General features: G+C 38.9%; 2 protein-coding genes. Both read right to left on the reverse strand.

The features are described from left to right. Window positions 1-320: 320 nt before the first annotated feature. The gene (locus HMPREF1505_RS06960) at window positions 321-1,916 is read right to left on the reverse strand and encodes a DUF6377 domain-containing protein (protein ID WP_036923954.1); all 1,596 of its coding nucleotides are present in this window, start codon (window positions 1,914-1,916) and stop codon (window positions 321-323) included. 173 nt (window positions 1,917-2,089) lie between these two features. Next, window positions 2,090-4,993: a right-handed parallel beta-helix repeat-containing protein gene (locus HMPREF1505_RS06965; protein WP_081722937.1), complete on the reverse strand. Its 2,904-nt coding sequence runs from the start codon at window positions 4,991-4,993 to the stop codon at window positions 2,090-2,092. Window positions 4,994-6,397: the final 1,404 nt, after the last annotated feature.

Consider the following 6,397-nt stretch of genomic DNA (forward strand, 5'->3'; position numbering starts at 1 on the left):
ACATGCTCTTTTGGCTTCTAAAAGACGCCCAATTGACTTGCAAAAGGTGCCCTTTTGAGGTCTAACTAACGCCCTTTTGAAGTCCAATTAAGTATCTTTTACCTTACTACTTTATAACTAATTGATTTACTGTTTATTACAAGCCTACTTTTTGTATGTGCTTTTGTCGTTATTTATAGATTTCTTATTTGAAATTATGTAATTATTTTTCAAACCCTTGTCTGTATATTTTCGAAGTATTTAACCCCAATCAGTCATTAGATTACAATACATATTGTGGTTAATGATTGATTGGGGTTTAAAAGTCTTAGAGAGGCTTTTTATATCTCCATGATAAGCCGTTCAAACTTATCATTATCAACGTGTGAACGGTTTTTTACACGTGTTTTATAGGTGTTAATGGTGTGTACAGAGTAGTTGAGGAAGGTAGCGATACGTTCAGAATCAGTGATACCCAATCGGATAAGCGCAAAGATACGCATCTCGGTTGTAAGTTGTTTCTTATCGAGTGGCTTCTGGTCTGGTTCGTCAAAGAGTTCGTTGTATCGTTCGATGAAATGGGGGAAAAGCTTCAAGAAAGTCTCATCAAAATCCACAAACATCGACTTTCTCTCTTCTCCTAATTCACTCTCTTTTAATGAAGAACGCAAGTCTTCAAATCGATGCATAGATATCTTGCGGTCGATGGAACGATAAAGTTTCTCGACTTTATTGATATATTCTGAGTTGATATAGAATGACCTACCAATATATTCATCCTTGATTTTATTCACCTCCTCCAACTGTTCGTTCTTAACTTCTAACTGTTGGTTGCGTCGTGCGATAAGTGCTTGTGCCTTCTTCAGCTTTATCATTTGCCTACGGATAAACCATCCTGCCATCAACAAGCCAATGACAAAGAGGATGAAGATTATTGCAGCCATAGCAATAGCATTACGTTGTCCCTGCATTATCTTGTATCTATCCTGTTCGATGATAGGTAATACGCTGCTAACCTCAATCACACGCTGTCTTGCTCCATAGAAGTTAGCGTTTGCGAGCGACTCTCTTACATACTCCGTAGCGTGCTGTATGTCTCCTTCTTTATAGAGAAGATTAGCCAATGTACAAAGGGCAGTAGTCTCTCTGACCACTCCTTCGTTGTCATATATGGCTGCCTGTGCAAGATAATCCATTGCCAAGTCATTCTCCTTTAGAAAGAGATAAATCCAGCCAATACAAGATGTAACAATGGCTTTGTGGTGCAAATCCACTCCTTTCTTCTGTAAGAACTGTTTGAAAGTATCAAGAGAAGCCTCGTATTTCCGTTCCTTCATCTGTTTCATTCCAACCGCATAGAGCCATTCTGTTGAGCCTGCTGGGAGATAATGAAGTAGGGAATCGGTATATATACCTGCTTGTTTCACGTACTGACTCTGGTAGGGCTCAGTGCGTGTATAGTCAGATACGTCATAGTAAAGGCGTGATGCCATGGTGTAATAAAGCTTTCTTGCATTGGGATTAGTTCCTTCCGTGTGAATAGAGTGTAGTTCGTTGAAAGCTTCTGTGTACAAGCCAGCAGACAAAAGACAGAATACTAAGTCGCAATGTGCTTCAACTTCATAGTCAGGATTCTTCAATCTGCGTGCTTCGGAAAGGAGATGATTAGCATAGGCGTAGGCAGAATCATATTGATAAGATGAATATTCTTTGAATAACTGTCGGTCTATTTCGAATCTATCCTTCGCTGGAATCGTTTTCAAACGGTCCTTTAATCGTTTGATTTTCTCAAGTTTTTCATGTTCATAAAGCTTTTTCTTTTCTAAACTTTGGTCGAGTTGGTGTAGCCGTTCTTCCCATTTCTCATTATTCGCAGCGCTGAATAGGGGGATAATAAGAAATAATAATGACAGATATATCTTCATAAGCGTATTCATCTGAGGTATTGTTTATTGGTAATCAGATGTTTTTTGTCATCCAATCTACTTGCAAAAATAAAACTTTTATTAATAACTACAAAAAAATATCGACTGGAACTTCTATCCAGCCGATACTTTTATGTTCTATGGGTGATTTTTCATTAGATTACTCCCCATAGGTAGCTATGACATTATCTTACGATAAATTTCTTTCCCTTATGGATATAAAGACCTGGTTTTAGATTCTCCTTGGATGTTGAAACCTTATTTCCTTGTAGGTCATAGTAGGCTTCATCCACAACTGTCTTACCTGTCAAACCCTCGATACGGTTGGTCTGGTTGAGGTTATTCAAGTCGTCTGGAGAATTGACTTCACTTGCTGAGAAAAATCTGATAGCACCCAATGGGATCTTCAATTCAATACTCTTCTTATTAGCGTCGTCACTGCCATTCACCTCATCTCTATAATCATGAGTGTCATTGACCCATGCTGTGAGTGTGTGAACACCATTTGTAGCTGTCCAAGTATTCTTTCCGTTCGTACCACCAGTTGCTGAAAGTGTAATCTTCTGATGTGACTTCAGACCGCCATAGTGCTTATCGTTCCATGTGATAACACTGGTATTGCCATCAATCTGGAACTGTACACCGAGCTTTGTACCTGCTGGTACGTCTCTATCACCTGCATTAACAATCGTCGCAGTGAAGCGTACTTCATCGCCAGGATTAATGGTTTTCTTGTCGAAGGCAACCTTTGTAACAACGAGGTCATAGCCTCCTGTGACAGGAGTATAGTCTCCATTGTCATCCTTCTCAGCTACATTAAACTTCTTCTCACGGCTGTTATTGTCTCTTGTTAACTCATCAGTAAGTTTATTACGATAGTCAGCTTCAGCCTTTACAGCGTGTCCTCCAGCCGTTGCTTTCCATGCTGATTGAGTTGTAAGGATAACGATCTGCTTTGCTTTCAGTCCATTCTTATAGCTTGCAGTGACGTAACTCTCCTGTCCGTCGACAGTCACCTTCACACCGATATTTACACCAGCAGGAATGTCGACATTGCTTACATTCTGAAGAGCAAACTTAAAGGTAACATCGTCTCCTTCCTTTAGAACAGTATTACCTTCGGCATTCTCCCAACGTAAACCTCGTAAAGCGACATCATATCCCTTGATACCTTCCAACGGATTGACGATACCTCCCTGCTGACTTGTGTCTGCTTCAGGGAAATCAGGTACCTTATACGTAGCGTCACTCAGGTATTCATAACCGATAGCTGCCGCACGTGCCTTGTTATTATCAGTCCATACAGGCCATGTCTGGTTGTTCTTAACCTTGTCCTCGCTGACATTTGCAATCTTAATACCATTGCTAAACTTCACACCATCGACGTCCAAACGGATAGCACCAGTAGAGTGTTCCCATGTAGAATACTTGGTTGTCTGTCCTGCAAGGGAAGCACCAAGAATCTCTGTGTTCTTAAATTCAATGCCTGTTGGGCCTGACATAACACGGATAGCATCGAAAGGTGAGTCATAAATCTTCGTATTATTGAAGACTACATTACGTACACCACCTTTGATATCAATGGCTGCTAAGTCCTCATGCCAGCTGTCATCGTTGGTTCCACAGCGTACGAGAATATTATTGTCAAAGCTAATCTTCTGTGTATTTGTATACTTTGGGCCAGGGAATACATCATTCAGATGAATACCTGAAGCCATGAACATATCAGCAATATAGTTGTTATAGATTTTATGACCATCACCACCATAGAGGGCAATACCGCCTGCACGCCAGATAAGTTCAATGGTATTGTAAGCGAAGGTGTTGTTCTTTTCGTCCACAGCACCCATTGTATGATCGTTCCACATTGCCAAACCATCATCTCCGTTGTTACGAACACTACAGTTATAAACTGTTGCATTAGATGTTCCTTGGCAGAAGTTCACACCGTCAGCGAAGTTATTACGGATACGACAGCTGATAATCTTCAGATCATTGCTATAATCTACTTTACCGTTGTAATCGCCTATCCAGAAGCCACACTCAAAGTGATCTTCCCATACATGATGGATAACACTTCCGCCTTTGAAGACATCCATGAAGCATTTATACACTGCTTGCTGGTTATGACGACTTCTTAAATTAGAGTTAAGATAGAGGTTACAGATCTCAACATTGTTGCAGTAGCCATCTGGTCCGTGTGAGCCATTACCGCCAGAGATACCTCCTCCGAATGGATTAGGGTTCGTAAACTTAAGGTTAGTATACCACATACCAGCACCAGTAATCTTTACGTCGGATCCAAAGATGTACCAGATACCGCTCAATTCGAATGTTCCAGCAGGAATATAAAGCACCTTTGAGCCTGCGTCAGCATCCTTCAAAGCTTCTTCAAAAGCCTTGAGATAATCATTTCCTTTGACATACTTGCGGTATTTAGCATCTGTAACGTTCACCGCACCAGCAGGGCATTCAATCTCTTCAGGTACAACCTCGGTCTCAATGAAGTCTACTCCATAGTCATAACCATTGGCACCAGAACTCTGAATACGGATTCTATCGCCTGCTCGAAGTGCCTTATTCAGAAGGAAGTGGGTCTCATCAAAGGCAAAACAAGCTGTTCCACCGTCACTTTTATCAGTTGGATTACCACCAGCAAAGTACTGATACATATAATAAGATGTCAGATTGACTGTCTGTACCTTCTTATCATTTACATAGACATCCAGCGAACCATTCAATCCCATTCCGTCAGGAGAATCAGGCATTGTAAAGCGTAATGTCACACCATTAGCATCTCCCTTCATAGTCCACTCGGCGTAGGAACCATTAGAAGGAAGGTCAACATACGACTGACGGGAAGCCTGCGAGGCTATCTCCTTACGGTCCCAAGTAGGAGAGGTCTTCAATGTTGCGCCTCCTCCAAGCGTTGCTGTCTCAGAGTCGTAACGTGTGTAAGGCATCAAAGCACCCACTCGTCCCTTAGCATCAGCTGACGGGATATTCCAGTCATCAGCGTAAGATGCCTTTGACACCATCGTACCAGACAATAGAAGTGTCAGAGCGATTAATAACTTTTTCTTCATCATATTACTTGATTTTGTTTTTATAAAATGAGTTCTTGAGATTAGATTTCTGATGACAAAAATAGAGTTTTCATACAAGAAAGTAAAGTTAAAAAAGCCAATTCCAAGTATATAAAAGGGTTATAAAAATTACTTTGCTGATTATCAGTGTGTTACAAATTTATTAATTGAACTTAATACAAATAAAATCTATGGATATTAAAGGGCGACTACGGTGTTTATCGCATTTTTACTGTCAAATAACAAAGTTATATTATAGGCTGTAGTTAATTAAATTAAATGTACTGATTGTGAGCTATTTATCTACTATAAGTACGCTTATAGCTCTCTGTTTCCTTTATATTTGTAAATGACAAGCTCCTAAAAGTAGTCTTCATAAACATTTTTTTTGTAATTTCGCTTTCGGAAATGATGATAAATCTTGGTGTTTTTACCTGCAATATAGAATCATTAGGTTTCTTTATTCTGTGTAATGCAGAGCAAACAGTTTAATGGATTAAAGTTAGGTTTAGTATAACGAAGTGCAAACTTCAGAATGATATTTGGTATATATATTTGTTATTTGGGTAATTTAAGTAATATAGATTTAATTAGACGCATTTTATAAGTTAATTAAAGAAGATAGAGCTTGTCGTGAGACAGGCTCTATCTTTTTATTCTCTATTCTGCAAATTATAGTTTCGAGATTTACAGAACAGGCTTTTTATGGTTCTTCCGTTAAATCCATAGATTGGAAATAGAATAAAAACTAATCCACTTGTATGCTATGGTTATCCTAAATTGGATGGTCTTACTAAAAGGGAATAAACTAAGTGATAAATGCAAATTGATACTATTTTATCCGCCTTCTACAAACAGCTTATTCCCTTATTACTTGAAGTTTGTAAACTATTTTCGTACACTTCAAAACCAATAGATGCTCTTTTGGCCTCTAAAAGACGCCTAATTGACTTGCAAAAGGTGCCCTTTAAGAGGCTTACTAACGCCCTTTTGAAGTCCAATTAAGCACCTTTTGTTTTGCTAATTTATAACTAATTGATTTACTGTTGGTTGCAGACTTGCTTTTTACGCGTGGTTTTATCCTTGTTTATAGCTGTTTTATTAGAATTTATGTAATGATTTTTCAAACCTTTGTCTGTAGATTTTTGAAGTCTTAAAATGAAAAGGTTTTCTATGTCGGAGGAGGATAATAGGATAAATAGTCGAGTGTATTAAACCCAAATCGGTCATTAGACCACAATATGTATACTTCTTCTTGCTATGGTATTGTTTGCTAACATCTTTTATTTTCTTATCGGCATTTTGTGTGTCTTTGTAACTTGACGTAGCCCGCTACGCCTGCGTTACAAAGTCAAACAATCTGCTCGATAATAAAACAAAATATGTTTAGGCTCTAATGACCGAATT

It is taken from the genome of Prevotella sp. ICM33 (genome assembly GCF_000517825.1).
Lineage (GTDB): Bacteria > Bacteroidota > Bacteroidia > Bacteroidales > Bacteroidaceae > Prevotella > Prevotella melaninogenica.